General features: G+C 57.9%; 15 protein-coding genes. 7 read left to right on the forward strand and 8 right to left on the reverse strand.

Going from position 1 to position 16,581, the window contains the following annotated elements; genetic code table 11:
• The first annotated feature begins 226 nt into the window (after positions 1-226).
• Positions 227-1,768 (forward strand): ABC transporter permease, encoded by a 1,542-nt coding sequence (locus tag IEI95_RS02360; protein ID WP_156533582.1) that lies wholly within the window; start codon positions 227-229, stop codon positions 1,766-1,768.
• Positions 1,765-2,811 carry an ABC transporter ATP-binding protein gene (locus tag IEI95_RS02365; protein WP_156533581.1) on the forward strand — a complete coding sequence of 349 codons (1,047 nt, stop codon included), beginning with the start codon at positions 1,765-1,767 and terminating at the stop codon, positions 2,809-2,811. Before IEI95_RS02360 ends, IEI95_RS02365 begins: the two co-directional genes overlap by 4 nt.
• Before the next feature lie 225 nt (positions 2,812-3,036).
• Here IEI95_RS02365 and IEI95_RS02370 read toward each other — a convergent pair whose 3' ends face one another.
• A complete protein-coding gene (locus IEI95_RS02370) occupies positions 3,037-5,901 on the reverse strand; it encodes a DNA translocase FtsK (protein ID WP_194415734.1) in 2,865 nt (954 codons plus the stop codon).
• Positions 5,902-6,312: 411 nt separating this feature from the next.
• Between IEI95_RS02370 and IEI95_RS02375 the strand changes: the two genes are divergently transcribed.
• Positions 6,313-7,308 (forward strand): MDR family oxidoreductase, encoded by a 996-nt coding sequence (locus IEI95_RS02375; protein ID WP_194415736.1) that lies wholly within the window; start codon positions 6,313-6,315, stop codon positions 7,306-7,308.
• 40 nt (positions 7,309-7,348) lie between these two features.
• On the opposite strand, the gene IEI95_RS02380 is transcribed toward IEI95_RS02375, so the two are convergent.
• The 5 genes from IEI95_RS02380 to pcaD are packed head-to-tail and all read right to left on the reverse strand — an operon-like array spanning position 7,349 to position 11,065.
• A complete protein-coding gene (locus IEI95_RS02380) occupies positions 7,349-8,407 on the reverse strand; it encodes a 3-carboxy-cis,cis-muconate cycloisomerase (protein ID WP_194415738.1) in 1,059 nt (352 codons plus the stop codon).
• A gap of 8 nt (positions 8,408-8,415) precedes the next feature.
• Positions 8,416-9,033, reverse strand: a complete 618-nt coding sequence (pcaG, locus tag IEI95_RS02385; protein WP_012654372.1) for a protocatechuate 3,4-dioxygenase subunit alpha — start codon at positions 9,031-9,033, stop codon at positions 8,416-8,418.
• Position 9,034: 1 nt separating this feature from the next.
• Complete coding sequence (gene pcaH / locus IEI95_RS02390) at positions 9,035-9,775, reverse strand: protocatechuate 3,4-dioxygenase subunit beta (RefSeq protein ID WP_012654371.1); 741 nt, start codon at positions 9,773-9,775, stop codon at positions 9,035-9,037.
• 51 nt (positions 9,776-9,826) lie between these two features.
• Positions 9,827-10,231, reverse strand: coding sequence for a 4-carboxymuconolactone decarboxylase (gene pcaC / locus IEI95_RS02395; protein ID WP_156533577.1), 405 nt, complete (start codon positions 10,229-10,231; stop codon positions 9,827-9,829).
• Positions 10,232-10,273: 42 nt separating this feature from the next.
• On the reverse strand, positions 10,274-11,065 hold the full coding sequence (gene pcaD, locus IEI95_RS02400; protein WP_156533576.1) for a 3-oxoadipate enol-lactonase: 792 nt from the start codon (positions 11,063-11,065) through the stop codon (positions 10,274-10,276).
• 92 nt (positions 11,066-11,157) lie between these two features.
• On the opposite strand from pcaD, the gene pcaQ reads away from it, so the two are divergent.
• On the forward strand, positions 11,158-12,078 hold the full coding sequence (gene pcaQ, locus IEI95_RS02405) for a pca operon transcription factor PcaQ (protein WP_156533647.1): 921 nt from the start codon (positions 11,158-11,160) through the stop codon (positions 12,076-12,078).
• Positions 12,079-12,086: 8 nt separating this feature from the next.
• Here pcaQ and pobA read toward each other — a convergent pair whose 3' ends face one another.
• Positions 12,087-13,259, reverse strand: coding sequence for a 4-hydroxybenzoate 3-monooxygenase (gene pobA / locus IEI95_RS02410; RefSeq protein ID WP_070148546.1), 1,173 nt, complete (start codon positions 13,257-13,259; stop codon positions 12,087-12,089).
• A gap of 116 nt (positions 13,260-13,375) precedes the next feature.
• Here pobA and IEI95_RS02415 point away from each other — a divergent pair, with 116 nt between their 5' ends.
• Positions 13,376-14,302, forward strand: a complete 927-nt coding sequence (locus tag IEI95_RS02415; protein ID WP_156533575.1) for a helix-turn-helix domain-containing protein — start codon at positions 13,376-13,378, stop codon at positions 14,300-14,302.
• Here IEI95_RS02415 and IEI95_RS02420 read toward each other — a convergent pair.
• On the reverse strand, positions 14,277-15,032 hold the full coding sequence (locus IEI95_RS02420) for an IclR family transcriptional regulator (protein ID WP_156533574.1): 756 nt from the start codon (positions 15,030-15,032) through the stop codon (positions 14,277-14,279). The genes IEI95_RS02415 and IEI95_RS02420 overlap by 26 nt on opposite strands.
• A 152-nt stretch (positions 15,033-15,184) precedes the next feature.
• Between IEI95_RS02420 and IEI95_RS02425 the strand changes: the two genes are divergently transcribed.
• Both IEI95_RS02425 and IEI95_RS02430 read left to right on the forward strand, forming a co-directional pair.
• Positions 15,185-15,892 carry a 3-oxoacid CoA-transferase subunit A gene (locus IEI95_RS02425; protein WP_012654364.1) on the forward strand — a complete coding sequence of 236 codons (708 nt, stop codon included), beginning with the start codon at positions 15,185-15,187 and terminating at the stop codon, positions 15,890-15,892.
• On the forward strand, positions 15,889-16,578 hold the full coding sequence (locus IEI95_RS02430) for a 3-oxoacid CoA-transferase subunit B (RefSeq protein WP_070163286.1): 690 nt from the start codon (positions 15,889-15,891) through the stop codon (positions 16,576-16,578). Before IEI95_RS02425 ends, IEI95_RS02430 begins: the two co-directional genes overlap by 4 nt.
• Positions 16,579-16,581: the final 3 nt, after the last annotated feature.

Raw genomic sequence — 16,581 nt, forward strand, 5'->3', positions numbered from 1 at the left:
GCATGCGTTACGGCAACCGGCCCGGTCGGTTGCCAGACGTCGCCTTCACTTCGAAACTATTGTCTTTCCCTCAAGAAAGGCTTAGGGCAATCGCCAATCGGCGATTGCCTTTTTTAGAGTCAATTTGGCTTTTCCGGAAACGCCCGCATCGATATTGCCATAACAAGAAGATCGAATACCGTTGTTGCAGGACAATAGGCGAACAGCGCCCAAAGCGCAGACAGGGATGACGGCAGGGCGCCAGCACCGGCCTGCCGGGCATATCGGTCTTCTGGCGATTGCAGGATTCGTCGCCGCCTTCAGCCTTGTGCCACTTGGTTTTATCGCCTGGGTGACTGTCGATGTCGGCTGGGAGACCGTGAAAGCCCTGGTCTTTCGTGGTCGTGTCGGCGACCTACTGATCAATACGGTCTTGCTGGAAGCGGCAACCATTCCCGTTACCATCGTGCTTGCCGTTGCCCTCGCCTGGCTGATTGAGCGGACACGCCTGCCCTGGGCCGGGCTTTGGTCTTGGCTGATGGTGACGCCGCTTGCTGTTCCAGCTTTTGTGCACAGCTATGCCTGGATCGGCATTTCCCCCGGTATGCATGGGCTGTGGAGCGCGGTGTTTATTTCGGTGCTCGCGTATTTCCCGTTTCTCTACTTACCCGTCGCCGCCTCTCTTCGCCGGCTCGATCCGGCCATAGAGGATGCAGCAGCCTCGCTCGGCCTTGGACCGTGGCAGGTCTTCTTCCGCGTGGTCTTGCCGCAATTGCGTCTGGCCATTCTCGGGGGCGCATTGCTAGTGGCGCTACACCTGTTGTCCGAATACGGCTTGTTCGTGATGATCCGGTTCGACACCTTTGCGACCGCCATCGTCGACCAGTTTCAATCGGCCTATAACAGCCCCGCCGCCAATATGCTGAGTGGCGTTCTGGTGTTCTGCTGCTTGCTGCTCTTGGGTCTTGACGGAGTTCTGCGCGGCAGCGAACGCTATGCACGCGTCGGCTCTGGCGCGATCCGTCCCTCTCTGCGCCACGACCTGGGCGGATTTGTCGTTCCAGCCTTGCTGCTGCTGCTCACCGTAACGGTTTTGGCGCTTGGCGTGCCTGTCTATACGCTGCTGCGGTGGCTCTATATTGGCGGTTTGCGTGTCTGGCAGAATGACATGGTCGGCGCAGCCTTCTTTGAGACCATCGTGCTGGCACTGACCGGCGGCATCCTCTCGATGCTAGCCGCAGCGCCGATGGCCTGGTTGTCGGTGCGCGCACCGGGACGCCTGCAAAAGCTGCTGGAGGCCTGCCATTATTATGTCGGCTCTCTGCCCGGCGTCGTCGTGGCGCTGGCGCTGGTGACCATCACGGTGCGGGTAGCGCTGCCTTTCTACCAAACATTCGCCACGCTCATCGCTGCCTATATCCTGCTTTTCCTGCCGCGAGCCATGGTAGGTTTGCGTTCCAGCATTTCGCAGGCTCCGATGGAACTGGAAAGGGCCGCCATGAGCCTTGGTAAAAGCCCGACCCGAGCGGTCTGGCTGACAACGATGCGGTTGGCAGCACCGGGCGCCGCCGCCAGTATCGCGCTGGTTGCCATGGGCATCACCAATGAACTGACCGCAACGCTGATGCTGGCGCCCAACGGGGTCGACACACTTGCCACCAAATTCTGGTCACTGACCAGCGAAATCGACTATGTGGCAGCGGCTCCCTTCGCTTTGATGATGGTGGTCCTCTCCCTGCCCCTTACCCTGCTTTTGCAGTCGCAATCCAAACGCACGGCTGGCCAATGACCTTTCTCGATATCCAATCCGTCAGCAAACAGTATGGTCATGTGCAGGCGTTGACCGATGTCTCGCTGGCTATTCCCGCCGCTAGTCGCACCGCCATCGTCGGCCCTTCTGGCTCAGGGAAAACCACACTTTTGCGGTTGATCGCTGGTTTCGAAATGCCGGATTCGGGGCGGATCATCCTTGACGGGGCTCTTCAGGCCGAGCCGGGATACATGCAGCCAGCCCATAAGCGCGGCATTGGCATCGTCTCTCAGGACGGCGCGCTGTTTCCTCATCTGAGTGTCGCCGACAATATCGGCTTCGGATTTGAACGCGGGCTGAAGAACCGCGAGGAACGGATCAGGAATTTAGCCGAAATGGTCGAGCTTGATCCTAGCATCCTGGCCCGGCGTCCTCATCAACTCTCAGGCGGGCAGCAGCAACGGGTGGCACTGGCGCGCGCCCTTGGCCGTCAACCGCGACTGATGTTGCTGGATGAACCATTTTCCGCACTGGACACGGGTCTGAGAGAAACCATGCGCAAGGCAGTATCCAAACTGCTGGCCGCCGCCGGGATCACCACCATTCTCGTCACCCACGACCAGACAGAGGCCCTGTCCTTCGCTGACCAACTTGCTGTATTGCGTGATGGCAAGTTGGTGCAGGCAGGCGCGCCCAGAGAGCTTTACGAGCGACCGATTGACCGCCAAACAGCACTTTTCCTGGGCGAGGCCATCATTGTTCCCGCAATATTTGCAGCTGGGAAAGCCAATTGTGCGCTTGGATCGATCCCGATGGAAGGCGCCAACACTGGCAACGGTGACATTATGTTGCGACCGGAGCAGATCTGCATCAAACCGGCAATGACAGATGCAAGCAGACCAGTGCGGGTGCTGGATGTTGAGTTTTCGGGCGCAAGTGGAACGGTCACCTTGCAATTGCAGGGTAACGATGTGGCAATGCCGCCCCTTTCCGTGAGGATGTCGCGCCTTGATCTGCCAAGGCCGGGCGACCTGTCTTATGTGACCGTCATCGGCAGCGCCCACGTCCTGCCGCCCGAATAATCCGTATGATTAGCTGTTAAAATGCAAAACGCCGTGCCTCTGTCAGATGCACGGCGTTGATATGCATTCTGCGCCTAGGATCTGTCAGGTTCAGATTGAACCAGACAGATCCTAGGTTGTTTTGTCTTCGTTTGTCTTTTCGGGAAAACCGGGTTCCACTTTTCCCTGACAAACTCTCATCATCTCCATCATCAGGAATGACGCAGTCGTCATCGGTCTCTCACGTCAATCGACGTCATCAAAACCAATGCCGCTCCCGACTGGATCGGATGAAGAACCGGCAATGATTTCCCGCTTGCCGACATGGTTTGCCGGACCGACCAGACCTTCTCGCTCCATCCGTTCTACCAGTGAAGCGGCGCGGTTATAGCCAATCGACAGGCGACGCTGGATATAGGAGGTCGAGCATTTTTGATCCCGCAGCACCACCTTGACAGCCTTTTCATAGACCTCGTCGCTCTCATCGCTACCACCGCCAACCGGGGCACGATCATAGGTCTCTTCAATGGCCGGTGCGCTGGCCATGGGTTCGCCGCCGTCTTCCTCAGTCACCGTGCCGAGATATTCAGGGCGGCCCTGGGTTTTCAGATGCGCTACGACTTGTTCGACTTCGGCATCCGAGACAAACGGGCCATGGACGCGGCAAACCCGGCCACCGCCAACCATGTGCAGCATATCGCCCTGGCCCAGCAGATGTTCAGCACCCTGCTCGCCTAGAATCGTACGGCTATCGATCTTGGATGTCACCTGGAAGGAAATCCGGGTCGGGAAATTCGCCTTGATCGTACCGGTGATGACATCGACGGACGGCCGCTGGGTCGCCATGATCAAGTGAATGCCCGCCGCGCGCGCCATCTGCGCCAGACGCTGGATCGCGCCTTCGATTTCCTTGCCCGCCACCATCATCAGGTCGGCCATTTCGTCGACGATGATGACGATATAAGGCATATGCGACATGTCGAGATCCTGATCCTCATAGAGAATCTCGCCCGAATGGCGATCAAAACCGACTTGAACGCTGACGGTAATCACCTCGTTCTTTTCGCGAGCCTGGGCGGCGCGAGCGTTATAACCATCAATATTGCGCACGCCGAGCCGCGACATCTTGCGGTAACGGTCTTCCATCTCGCGAACCGCCCATTTCAACGCCATGACAGCCTTTTTCGGATCGGTCACGACGGGGGTCAGCAAATGCGGAATGCCATCATAAACAGACAGTTCCAGCATTTTCGGGTCAACCATGATCAACCGGCATTCCTCCGGCTTCAGCCGGTAGAGCAGCGACAAGATCATCGTGTTGATCGCCACGGACTTGCCTGAACCCGTCGTGCCTGCCACCAGAAGATGCGGCATCTTGGCGAGTTCGGCGATAACAGGTTCGCCGCCAATCGATTTGCCGAGGCAAAGCGCCAGCTTGAACCGGCTTTCCCAATAATCCTCGCATTCGATCAGTTCGCGCAGATAAACGGTTTCGCGCACAGCATTGGGCAATTCGATGCCAATGACATTGCGACCGGGTACAACAGCAACACGGGCGGAGAGCGCCGACATTGAGCGGGCGATATCGTCTGCAAGACCGATGATCCGAGAGGATTTGATGCCCGGGGCCGGTTCGAATTCATACAGCGTTACGACAGGGCCGGGGCGCACGTCGATGACCTCGCCGCGAATGCCGAAATCCTCCAGCACGCTTTCCAGCAAACCGGCGCTCTGCTCCAGCGCTTCCGGCAACATGGCTTCGGCGCGCGCAGCCGGCGGTTCCTGTAACAGGCTGATCGACGGGAAAACGAAATCACCATCGAACGGATGATGACGGTTCATTTCCAAGCCGCCAATGGCACGATTGGCCCGAATGGTTTCCGAAATGGGACGAGCAATTGCCACCGGTGCCAAAACGATCGGTTGAGCTTCAACAAACGACAAGGCTTGAACAACCTCAGCGGGCTCGACCGGTTCTTCCCAAGGGACGAGATCGACAGGAGCCGCTTCCGTTACATCAACGACAATTTCAGGCTCTGCGGCGAGTTCGACTGTCTGCTCCATGACTGGCGCAGCCGGAACGGGCTGCTCGGCATTCTCTTCGATAACCATTGTCGGACCAGGCACCGAAATCGCCTGTTCCGCGCCATGGCGCACCCGGATTTCACGATAAAGCGCTGCCACCGAGCCGCTAACCGGCTGCGATACAGGTTCCACTGCGGGAATGGGCGTCCATACCGGCGCCAAAGCAACCTGGGGAGCCTCCACCTCGACGGGAAGATCAAAGGGATCGGCGAGCATTTCAAAAAATGCAAAATCGGACACCCACAACTGGGCTGTAGCGACAACAGGCGCCGCCTGCCCTCCATCAGCTGGAATTTCGGCAGCAGCAGCCACCGACAGGCTTTCATTGCGCAGGTTCAACTCGATATTCTCTGCCATGCGCATGGCTGCCGCAGCCTGACGCAAACGCAGCGCCTCAGGCAATTGCGGCAGGTCCGCACCGATAGATTCGATTCTCTGTGAATTCGACAAGGGCCGCACCAGCGTCTCCGGCGAAAATTGCGGGGCGATAACGATCTGTGGCACTTGAACCATCTCAGCCTGGGCAGCTTCATGTTCCTGAACAGGTTCAGCCACTGACACATCGGCAACGGGCTGCGGCGGGCGCGCATTCACCGGCCTTGGTGGAGGCGCACGGCGCGGGACGATGAGCGGACTCCCCGTCTTTGGCAATCCGAAAAAGCCCGTGTTCTGCGCTGCGGACTCGGGAGGGATAGAGGCAGGCATCGCCGTGGTCGACGCCAGATCGGGGGAAACGGAGACCATAGGCGTAGACACGCGAGCCTGATCGACAGCTTTCTGCAAGGCGGCGACGACTGCCGCCTGTTCGGCTGCCGCCTCAGCTTCCCGGCGCTTGTTGATGGCGGCTTCCGGTGTGCGGGTAAAGCGCACATTCGGGCCCAAGACGAAGGCCGATTGCCAAGGCTCCAGCGGTCCGTTCGGACCGGAATGGCGGCCCTGATCGGATGAAGACACCGCGCCAGACTGCGGATCGTCATGACCGGACTGATCGGAAGAACGGGGACTATTCTGTGTTGGAACGCGCATGATGCCTAACAGTTCATTTGGAATGGCTCTTGTCCCCTATAGAAGTAAAAAATAAAGGTTAATCACTCCTTTCCAAGCCGCATCATAACTGGGCGAAACCTCGCGAACCCCTGCTTATAACCCATTGTTTTTCAATGCGTGACTGGAAGAGCACAGATCAAAGCCCGCCCTCAGCGCCTTGAAAACAGGGGATAATCGCAGTCAGAAATTTTTTCGCCTCGGATAGGCCTGCGGACGCATTTTATTCGTCCGGCGAGAGGCAGAGCGATGGGCCACACCCCATTCTTCATCGTTCTCGAAGGAATGCCGCTCGTTTGCCCATTCACGCCCCAACCAGCTTAGACGAATCGACAGTAGCCAGGCCGGACTGGACATGGCAGATTCCACGGCACTGATAGTGAGGAGACAATCATGACCGAACCATTCACCGCAATCGTCATCGATACCGTCGACGGCAAGCCAAAAGGCGTCTTTCGGCAATTGACGCAGGCGGATCTGGCCGATCACGATGTGCTGGTGGAAGTTGCCTATTCGACCTTGAACTATAAGGACGGATTGGCCTTTACGGGCGCCGGTCGGATTGCCCGGCGCACCCCCATCATCGCAGGTGCCGATCTTGCCGGAACGGTGGTGGAATCGCGCTCGCCGGATTGGAAACCCGGTGACCGCGTGGTCGTCAACGGGTTTGGCATGACCGAAACCGAAGGCGGCGGCTATAGCCGCTACCAGCGGGTCAAGCCGGAATGGCTGCTGCGTTTGCCCGAAGGGTTTTCCTTGCAGGAAGCAATGGCCATCGGCACAGCTGGCTATACCGCGGCCCTCGCCGTGCTGGCTCTGGAGGATTGGAGCGCAATCCAGCCGGGGAATGGCGAGGTTCTGGTGACGGGGGCTGGCGGTGGCCTTGGCTCCATGGCCGTCAGCCTTTTGGCTTCGCGGGGTTATCAGGTGACGGCGTCCACTGGCAGGCCTGAGACCCATGATTACCTGAAAGCGCTTGGGGCCAGCCAGTTCGTGGATCGTGCCGATTTGGCGCAAAAGGCCGGCGCCTTGCAAAAAGAGCGTTGGACCGGTGCCATCGATAGCGTTGGTTCAACCACACTTGCCAATGTCATCGCCCAAACCGTTTACAATGGCGCTGTCGCAGCCTGCGGCCTGGCGGGCGGCGCCGACCTGCAAGCAACCGTCATGCCGTTCATCCTGCGTGGCGTGGCGCTGCTGGGTATCGATTCCGTCATGACGCCGATGGAAAAACGCATCCGCGCCTGGGAGTTTCTCGATAAAACCCTCAACCGCGACCACCTCGCAGCCATGACAACCATCGAACCAATGTCCAATTTACCCGCGCTGGCTGAGGCGATCCTTGCTGGAAAAACCCGCGGTCGGGTAGTGATCGATGTGACGAGATAATCGCCCTTGCAATCGACGGACATCGTTTTTCCGCTTGATATCAGGCCAATTTGCCAAGCCGGGCAATGGCACCGATCAATTGCAGACCGGTTTTTGTCGCGGCACCCGTCGCCACAACCATCTGCGGCAGCAGCAACCATTCCAAGGCCCAGGCAGCGCCGGACCGCTCCTGTTCATGCACAAGACTTTGATGCAGGCCAGCGATCTGGACGGCATTGAAGCGGGCAAGCGTCACCAGCGTTTCAGCCCCGACCGGGTTTTGCTTATGCGGCATGGCCGAGGAGCCGCCGCCGCCGGTCAATTGAATTTCTCCACCCATTTCCGCCAGAAGCGCCACGTCCTGCCCGAATTTGCCAAGGCTGCCTGAGATCAATGACAGGAGATCGGCAAAGGCAACGATCCGGTCGCGCTGGCTATGCCATTGCGGCGCATCCTCAAGGCCAAGCAGTTCAGCCAGTCGGGCGCGCACCGCTGGGCCTTTATCGCCAAGCTTTTCCAATGTTCCGGCAGCACCGCCAAATTGCAAGGCAAAACCATCGTCGAGCAAAGCCCGCAGACGGGCGCGGTGTCGGTGCAAAGGTCCAGCCCAGGCCGCGATCCGGTCTGAAACGGTAATGGGGATGGCCGCTTGCATGCGGGTATGACCCATCAGCGCATTTTGTCCAAATGCCGCATCGAGCTGTTCAAACCCGACAATCAATGCCGCCAACCGCTCATCAAGGTGTTCCGCCGCCATCTTCAGGCGCAGCACGAGGCTGGTATCGATGACATCCTGACTGGTGGCACCGAAATGCAGCTTTGCAGCGCTTGTCCCGCCGACAGCTTTGCGCATCTGGCCGACCAATTCGGGAATGACCACGCCATCGCGTGCCGTGGCCGTTTTCAAGGCATCGAGATCCGCTGTGAAGCGGGCGAGGCCCGCCTGGATCGCCGTGGCATCCCCCACTTCGATCACCCCGGCCTCACCTTGAGCCGTGGCCAGCGCCGCCTCAAAGGACAACATGGCCGCAATATCTGCCTGCTCGGCAAACAAGGCAGAAAAGGCCTCATCGCCAAACAGGCCGGACAGGAAGGAATGGTCGAAAGGAGAAATGCTCATGTTACCAATCAAATATCGAAGAACACAGTTTCGTTTTCACCTTGCAGGTGAATGTCGAACACGTAGTCATTGCCCTGCTTTTTGGCAATCAGTGTGGGAACCCGTACCTTGTGCTCGATACGCGCCAGAAGCGGATCTTCAGCATTAGCTGCCTCTTCCTCCGGGAAATACATGCGTGTCTGCAAGCCGATATTAATCCCGCGTGCCACGACCCAGAAGGTCACATGCGGCGCCATCCATCGGCCTCCGGCAAAGGGAACCTTGCCCGGCTTGATGGTGTGAAACACGAATTCTCCGGTTGCCATATCACCTGGGCAACGAGCCCAACCGAGGAAATTCGGATCGGCCTTACCGCCGGTTTCCGACGGACTGTTGTAAAGCCCATCACTATCGGCCTGCCAGATTTCGATCAGCGCATCTTTCAGCGCATTCCCGCCGCCGTCATAAACGAAACCGCGAATGGTGATGCGTTCACCACGAGTTTTGTCGTTATAAAGCGGACCAGACCCGAGATCTTCTTTGAAGACCCCTTCAATGCCGGAGAAATTCGGTGTGCAACCGATATGCACGTACGGACCCGCCGTCTGCGAAGGCGATTCCTTCAGATAACCGAGTGGCTGCACCATATCAGTTGCCCTCCTTGCGATTCTCAAACAGTGTCGAGCGGCGTCCGCGCAAGACGATATCGAATTTATAGGCGCGCATGTCCATCGGGATGGCCGCATTCATATCGAGCGGCGCCACCAGACGCTTGATCGCCTCTTCATCCGGAATGGTTTTGACGATCGGACACAGCCAGATCATCGGATCACCTTCGAAATACATCTGGGTGATCAACCGCTGGGCAAACCCATGGCCGAAAATGGAAAAATGGATATGCGCCGGACGCCAGTCATTGACGCCGTTCGGCCAGGGATACGCACCGGGCTTGATGGTCTTGAACCAATAATAACCGTTCTCGTCGGTGATGGTACGCCCTACCCCGCCGAAATTCGGATCGAGCGCCGCCAGATAGGTTTCCTTCTTGTGGCGATAACGCCCACCGGCATTGGCCTGCCAGAATTCAACCAAAGCGCCGTTTACACCGACACCACGCTCGTCCAGCACCCGGCCATGCACCAGAATGCGCTGGCCAATCGCCATTTCACCTGGTTTGGCATAGTTGAGGATCAGATCGTTATCGGTCTCATTCAACAAGCCGTGCCCGAAGACCGGTCCGGTAATTTCGCTCTTGGTACCCTCAAGCGAAATCAACGCCCGCTGTGGCGAACGCAGCACACTGGTCTTGTACCAGGGGGCATAGGCTGGCGGATGCATATCCCGGTCACGGGCAAAAAATGGCCCGGTTTCCGGCAGGGAATTCTTCATATCTTTCCTCCTCAAGTTTCTCCGTTGCAGTCACCCTGATCCCGGTCAGGCTCAAACTGCTTCGGCATCCATCTGCGCGTAAACGGCCTTGGCAATCTTGAACGCATGGTTTGCGGCCGGAACGCCCGCATAGATCGCCACATGCATCAGCGCTTCGCGTATATCCTCGCGGGTTGCCCCGGTATTGACCGTGGCGCGAATATGCATGGCCACTTCCTCATCCTGGCCAAGGGCGGCCAGCAGCGCGATGGTCACCATCGACCGCTCGCGTTTCGTCCACTGTTCACCCGACCACACCGTTCCCCAGGCGCTTTCGGTAATCAGCGTCTGGAAGGGTTGATCGAAGGCGGTTGCCGCCGCTGTTGCCCTATCCACATGGGCGTCGCCAAGCACGGATCGCCTGGTTTTCATACCGCGCCGATGTGCCTCAGATGCTGTGTCTGTTTTATCCGTCATGTCCGCTCTGTCTCCGCGACGATCTCGTTTGTTGTTTTTTGGTTAGGCCAACTCATCCAAAAACGGCAGCAAGGCCGCCACATAGGCGTCCGGTTGCTCAACGCAGGGAATATGGCCCGCATCAGCCACCACAGAAAACCGGCTACCGGCAATCAAGGCGGCAAGCGATTGCACCAGAGCCGGCGGCGTAGACCCATCCTGGTCGCCAACGACACAAAGCGTCGGAACAGCGATAGCCGTTGCCTGCTCCGTGAAATCGGCATCGCGCAGCGCAGCGCAAGTGCCGCAATACCCTTCTGCTGACTGGCGCAGCAACATGGTGCAGCAGCCCGAATAGACCGAATTATCCGTCGTGCGGAACGGTGCCGTAAACCATCTCTCCATGATCGGTTCAAGCAAGGCTCCGATGCCGTTGTTTTGAATGGTCGCGATGCGGGTGTTCCACATTGCGGCAGAGCCGATCTTATGGGCGGTGTTGCTGAGGATAAGCGCCCGCACCAAATCAGGACGGCTGGCGTAAAGGCCTTGGGCAATCAGACCGCCGACAGAAAGACCGACGACAATCACCTGCTTCAACGAAAGATGATCCAGCAGTGTGGCCATGTCATCGACATGGGCGGCCATCGAATAGGGAGGATTTCCGAGATCCGAAAGGCCATGACCGCGCTTGTCATGCAGCACAAAGGCGAACCGATCCTTGAGGCGTTCGATCACCTCGTCCCAGATCCGGAAATCGGTGCCGAGTGAATTGGCAAACGCAATCACCGGCTTGCCACTCTCCAGGCCAATCGCGTGGTAATGAATAACTGCGTCCGTCGTCTTGAGAAATTTCATCACTTATCCTCCGAAAGCGATCTTGCAGCAGCCGATCGGTTAAGTAAAATGACATTATCGCCACTAATGATAACCTGTGGGTTATGGAAAATATGATCGATCAGCGCATTAAGTTTCGTCATCTTCAGACCTTTGTCGAGGTTGCGCGGCAGAAAAGCGTGGTGAAATCCGCCAATCTGCTGCATGTCAGCCAACCCGCTGTAACCAAAACGGTTCGTGAGCTGGAAGAAATCTTGGGCGTCAGCCTGTTTGAGCGCGAGGGCCGCGGCATCCGCATCACTCGCTATGGTGAGGTCTTTCTGCGTCATGCGGGCGCAACGCTGGCGGCTCTGCGTCATGCGGTTGATTCGGTTTCGCAGGAGGCCGCCAAAGCCGGGCCGCCGGTGCGGGTCGGCGCGCTACCAACTGTTGCCACCCGCATCATGCCCCAAGCCATGACGGCGTTCTTGGCGGAGAACACCGGAAGCCCGATCAAGATCGTCACCGGCGACAACTCGGTTCTGCTCGAACAATTGCGGATTGGGGAACTGGATCTCGTGGTCGGGCGGCTGGCCGCACCGGAGAAAATGGCAGGATTTTCCTTCGAGCATCTCTATTCAGAACCCGTGGTTTTCGTCGTCCGGTCGGGCCATCCATTGCTGACGGGAGAAAGGGCACCGTTTGAGCGGATGCGTGAGTTTCCGGTGCTGATGCCGACCCGCAACTCGATCATCCGTCCCTTGGTTGACTATTTCCTGATCGCCAACGGCGTCGCCACCCTGCCCAACCAGATCGAAACGGTCTCCGATTCCTTCGGTCGCGCCTTTCTGAAAATCAGCGATGCCGTCTGGGTGATTTCCGAGGGTGTCGTGGCGCGCGACATAGCAGAAGGGACGATTTGCGCCCTTCCGATAGACTGCTCCCCGACGCGCGGCCCGGTCGGATTGACCGTCCGCGCCGATGCCATGGCAACGCTGCCGCAATCACTGCTTATGCAAGCAATCCGTGATGCGGCAGCAGCCATTATGCCTTGATCCCCTGATCAGTAAGGCAGGCCGACATAGTTTTCTGCCAATGACGTAGACGCCGCACGAGAATGAACAAGATAATCCAGCTCGGCTTCCTGAATGCGCTGTCCGAAATCGCCGGTATCGGGAAAACGGTGCATCATGGTGGTCATCCACCACGAGAACCGCACAGCCTTCCACACGCGAGCCAGCGCCCGTACCGAATAATCATCAATCCCGGCACTCGACTTATCGCCGTAGAATTCAATCAGGCCTTCGCTGAGATAATGGATGTCACTGGCCGCAAGATTAAGCCCCTTGGCACCGGTCGGCGGCACGATATGCGCGGCGTCCCCAGCCAGGAACAGTCGGCCGAACCGCATGGGTTCGGTGACGAAAGAGCGTAGCGGCGCAATCGATTTCTCGAAGGATGGCCCAGTCACCATGGCTTCGGCATGTTCTGCGGGAAGCCGACGGCGCAACTCATCCCAGAACCGGTCGTCGCTCCAGTCTTCAACCTTGTCTTCCAGCGGGCACTGCACGTAGTAGCGGCTACGGGTGTTGGACCGCATGGAACACAGCGCAAAGCCACGCGGATGGTTGGCGTAGATCAGTTCATGGGCCACTGGTGGCACCTCGGCCATCACACCCAGCCAGCCGAAAGGATAGATCCGCTCGAATTCCTTGATGGCGCCCTGGGGCACGGATTTGCGGCTAACGCCATGGAACCCGTCACATCCAGCGATGAAATCGCAGTCGATCCGGTGGCTTACGCCATCTTTTTCATAGGTGACGTAGGGGCTTTCGCCCGAGAAATCGTGCGGTTCAACGTTTGCGGCATCGTAGATGGTCAAGGCACCGGCAGCGTCGCGCTGGTCCATCAGATCGCGGGTCACTTCGGTTTGGCCATATACCATAACCCGGTCGCCGCCGGTCAGATTGAAAAGATCGATGCGGTGATCACGCCCATCGAATGCCAGCGAAAAACCGTCATGCGGAAGGCCTTCCCGGTGGAGGCGGTCGGCAGCACCGGCCTTTTCCAGCATGCCCACCATGCCCTGCTCCAGCACGCCGGCGCGGACCCGACCAAGAATATAGTCGCGGCCAACACGGTCGATTATGACGGTCTCTATGCCTTTGAGATGCAACAATTGTCCCAGCAACAAGCCAGAGGGGCCTGAGCCAATAATGACGACTTGAGTACGCATGAATTCCTCCCGAATTTGCTCGTGGTCAAGAAATTGATCGTTTTGGGTCGTCAGCTCAATGGACTTTTCAATCCAAAACTTGCACTATTTGACCATCAACGAAGGATGCTGCGACCATGGCTGCCATACCGACTTACAAGCTATATGGCGAAAAAACCGAGATTTCCGGTGAGTTTTTGCTGCATTGCGAAACACTTTTTTCCCGCAGCAGCCTCTATCGCTTCGAGATCGACCTCCACCGCCATGAGAATTTTCTGCAAATTCTGTACATTTCAGAGGGTCAGGGAGATGCAACACTGGACGGAAAGGTGATAGCCATTACCCCACCCGCCGCCATCGTCGTTCCACCGCTTTTTAGCCATGGATTCCGGTTTTCGCGTAGCATTAAGGGCATGATCATCACCGTTTTGCCAGCCGCCCTGCCGCTTGCCGTTCGAACCAGCCTGAAACAGGCTTTGCCCCTGCCTCTCCATATGCCTTTGGAAGGCGAGCCGTGCGCAATCGAAATCGGCCTGTTGATGGAGCGGATCGCCGAAGAATATGCTGGCGCAAAGCCGGGCCGCAACGGATTGCTTGAGGCTTATCTTGCGACCGTCGTGCTTCTGCTGGCAAGGCAGGCCGCGCCGGACGCATCCCAAGACCTGATGACACTGACGGCCAATGACCGGCGGATGGAAAAGCTTGCTGCACTGATTGCTGCCAATTTTCGCAGCCACAAGACTGCTGCTTTCTATGCACGGGAAATGGGCCTTTCGCCGACCCATCTGAACAGGCTTGCCAAAGCGGGAACCGGCGCAACTCTGCAACAATTGATCGCTCGCAAGCAGTTGGAAATCGCCCAGCAGGAGTTGATCTTCAGTCAAACCAGTATTCAGGCTATCGCGCTCAACCACGGCTTTACCGATCCCGCCTATTTCACCCGTTTTTTCACCCGGGAAACCGGCCTCACACCACGGGCCTGGCGCCTCGCCGAACGGCAAAAACTCCAAAACCTGAGCGACCGCGCGCAGGCAGAGATCAGCGCAGCAACGGCTTCAGAATAGCTTGTGCCGCCAGCAGCGCTGGAAGGTAACGCTCAGCCATTTCCGATGCAGGGATAAGAGCGGCTGGCGCGCCGATATTGATCGCCGCTGCCATCTGGCCGCGACTGTCATAAACCGGTACGGCAATAGAGCACAGGCCGATTTCCAGCTCCTGATCGATGATTGCATAGCCTTGGCGCCGCACATGGGCGATTTCGGCAATAAGGTCTTTCGGGTCCGTTCGGGTGAACACCGTATTGGCCTTCAACACCGACGCCTCCAGAACGGCCCTGACCTCTGTATCGCTCATTCCGGCCAACAGAACCCGCCCCATGGAGGCGGAATAGGCTGGCAATCGGCTTCCCGGCATGAGGTTGATGGACATGACGCGCCGTTGTGACGCTCGGGCGATGTAGACGATCTCCGTCCCATCCAGAACGCTCGCCGACGCGCTTTGACCGACTTTCTCACTGAGCTGATCGAGATGCGGCTGTAGAATGGCAGGCAATGGGGTCGCCGAGAGCCAGGCATGACCGAGCCGCAGGATCTTTGGTGTCAGAGAGAAGAATTTCCCATCATAATCAGCATAGCCCAGTTGGGAAAGCGTCAGCAAACATCTGCGAGCTGTTGCCCGGTCCAGACCCGACAGCTTTGCTGCCTCTGCGATGGAAAGGCGTGGGGCTGCCTCCTCGAAAGCCTCGATGATCTTCAGGCCTTTGGCAAACCCGCCCATGATATCCGTTTCGCGCATCATGCCCTCCTCGTTGACATGCAGATTGTGCGTTATTCGAACAAATGTCAATTATCGCACAAACCTGTTGCGAGGTCATCGGTCCGGTCCTATCTTCCATGTCGGAGGCGCGCCTGACTTTTCTCTGGCGCAATCGCAAACGGGAGAATCCCATGGATAAGACTATCGCCAGCACGGCAGACGCCGTTGCCGGTATACATGATGGTGCCGTCGTCATGATCGGCGGCTTTGGCGGCTCCGGCGCGCCTATTGAACTCATTCACGCCCTGATCGACAAGGGGCCGAAGAACCTGACGGTCATCAACAACAATGCCGGTAATGGCCGGATTGGCATCGCCGCAATGATTGATGCGGGCATGGTCAAGAAGATGATCTGCTCCTTTCCGCGCTCTTCCGATCCACGCGCCTTTACCGACCGGTATCTGGCTGGCGAAATCGAGCTGGAACTGGTGCCACAAGGCACGCTCGCGGAGCGCATTCGGGCTGGCGGGGCTGGAATTCCGGCTTTCTATACGCCAACCGGTTACGGTACGGAACTGGCCGAGGGTAAGGTGATTGCCGAGTTCGATGGCCGCCATTACGTACAGGAACGCTGGCTGAAGGCGGATTTCGCCATTGTCAAAGCCCATCTTGGCGATTTGCATGGCAACCTCACCTACAGCAAGGCGGGTCGCAATTTCAATCCGCTGATGTGCATGGCTGCGACCAAAACCATCGTGCAGGTCTCCAAGATTGTTGCACCTGGCGAGATCGATCCCGAAATTATCGTCACACCCGGCATTTTCATCGATGGCGTCGTTGAAGTCGCCAATCCGCAACAGGAAGAAGCGCTGATCCGCGCCGGAGTGGCCTACGCATGACAATAGACACCCGCGAAGACATCAAGCTCTCCAATGCCCAGATCGCCTGGCGCGCCGCCCAGGACATTGCCGACGGCGCCTATGTCAATCTCGGCATCGGCTTTCCCGAAATGGTGGCGCAATACCAGCCGCCGGGCCGTCAGGCGATTTTCCACACGGAAAACGGCATCCTGAATTTCGGCGAAGCCCCTCCGGAAGGCGAGGAAGACTGGGACCTGATCAACGCAGGCAAAAAGGCGGTCACGCTGAAACCGGGCGCTGCGTTTTTCCACCATGCCGACAGCTTTGCCATGGTGCGCGGCGGCCATCTGGATGTCGCCATTCTCGGTGCCTATCAGGTCGCGCAAAATGGTGATCTCGCCAATTGGCGGGTCGGCAGCAAGGGTGTGCCTGCCGTGGGCGGCGCTATGGATCTGGTGCATGGCGCAAAACAGGTTTTTGTCATCACCGAACATGTCAGCAAAAAGGGCGAGTTCAAGCTTTTGGACAAATGCACCTTCCCGTTGACCGGCGTTGGCTGCATTACCCGTGTCTATACCAGCCACGCCGTGATCGATATCGCCAAGGGTCACTTCGTGGTACGCGAAATGCTCGCCGCCATGACGCTGGACGAATTGCAGGCAATGACTGGCGCAAAGCTACACGTGGATGGGCCGATTGCCGATCTCACTGTGCCAGCGCTTTGAGGA

The organism is Agrobacterium vitis (assembly GCF_014926405.1).
In the GTDB taxonomy this organism is placed as follows: domain Bacteria; phylum Pseudomonadota; class Alphaproteobacteria; order Rhizobiales; family Rhizobiaceae; genus Allorhizobium; species Allorhizobium vitis_H.